This window comes from Rhizobium lentis (assembly GCF_014200175.1).
GTDB lineage: Bacteria > Pseudomonadota > Alphaproteobacteria > Rhizobiales > Rhizobiaceae > Rhizobium > Rhizobium mulingense.
Genome location: NZ_JACHBD010000053.1, coordinates 1 through 1,000, shown reverse-complemented (window position 1 = coordinate 1,000; position 1,000 = coordinate 1). Strand labels below are relative to the sequence as shown.

Sequence of the window (1,000 nt, the reverse complement as noted above, 5' to 3'; positions counted from 1 at the left end):
GCGAGGATATAGACGATGAGCGTCGGAACGGCCGCGATCATCGCCGCCGCCATGTTGACATTGTATTCGACCACCCCGGTCGAGGTGTTGACGACATTGTTGAGCGCCACCGTCATCGGCATGGAATCACCGGTGCCGGCGTAAGCCGAGGCAAACAGGAAGTCGTTCCAGATATTGGTGAACTGGTAGATGACGGTGACGACGATGATCGGCAGCGAGTTCGGCAGCATGATGCGGCGGAAGATCTGGAAGAAGCTGGCGCCGTCGACCTGGGCGGCCCGCACCAGCTCGGTCGGGAAAGCCTCGTAGAAATTGCGGAAGAACAGCGTGGTGAAGCCCAAGCCGTAGACGACATGGACAAAGACCAGGTTGACCGTCGAATTGCCGAAGCCGAAGGAAAGGCCGGTGGCGTTCTGCAGGGTGACGCCGAAGCGGCCGAGCGAGCCGAGGATGGTGGCCATCGGCAAGAGCACCGACTGGAACGGGATGAAGCAGGCAAACAGCATCAGCCCGAACACCAGCGTATGGCCGGGGAAACGCCATTTGGTCAGGATATAGCCGTTCAGTGCCCCCATGATGGTGGAGATCGCCACAGCCGGCACCACCATCTTGATCGAGTTCCAGAAGTAGCCCTTGATGCCGGCGCAGGTCAGCCCGACGCAGGCCTCGCCCCAGGCCTTCACCCAGGGATCGAAGGTCGGGGCCTCAGGCAGCGCCAGCATGTTGCCGCCCTGGATCTCATCCATCGTCTTGAACGAGGTGGTGAGCATGACGAAGAGCGGCATCAGGTAGAGGATGGCGAAGACGACCAGCAGGCCGTAGATGACGATGCGACCGATTAAGCGGGCGCTGTTGCCGCGCTCCACTCCTGCGGCTGGCGCAGCCGATGAGGAGGTGCCGATCGGAGAGGTCATGCTGCTCATCGCGCCTTCTCCTTCAGTTCGGAATAGAGATAGGGCACGATGATCGCCGAGATGGTCATCAGCATGATGATGGCGCT

1 protein-coding gene is annotated in these 1,000 nt (G+C 60.9%); it reads right to left on the bottom strand.

Going from position 1 to position 1,000, the window contains the following annotated elements; genetic code table 11:
- Positions 1-923: carbohydrate ABC transporter permease (locus GGI60_RS31715; protein ID WP_183934993.1), on the bottom strand; the 923-nt coding region annotated here is incomplete at its 3' end.
- Positions 924-1,000: the final 77 nt, after the last annotated feature.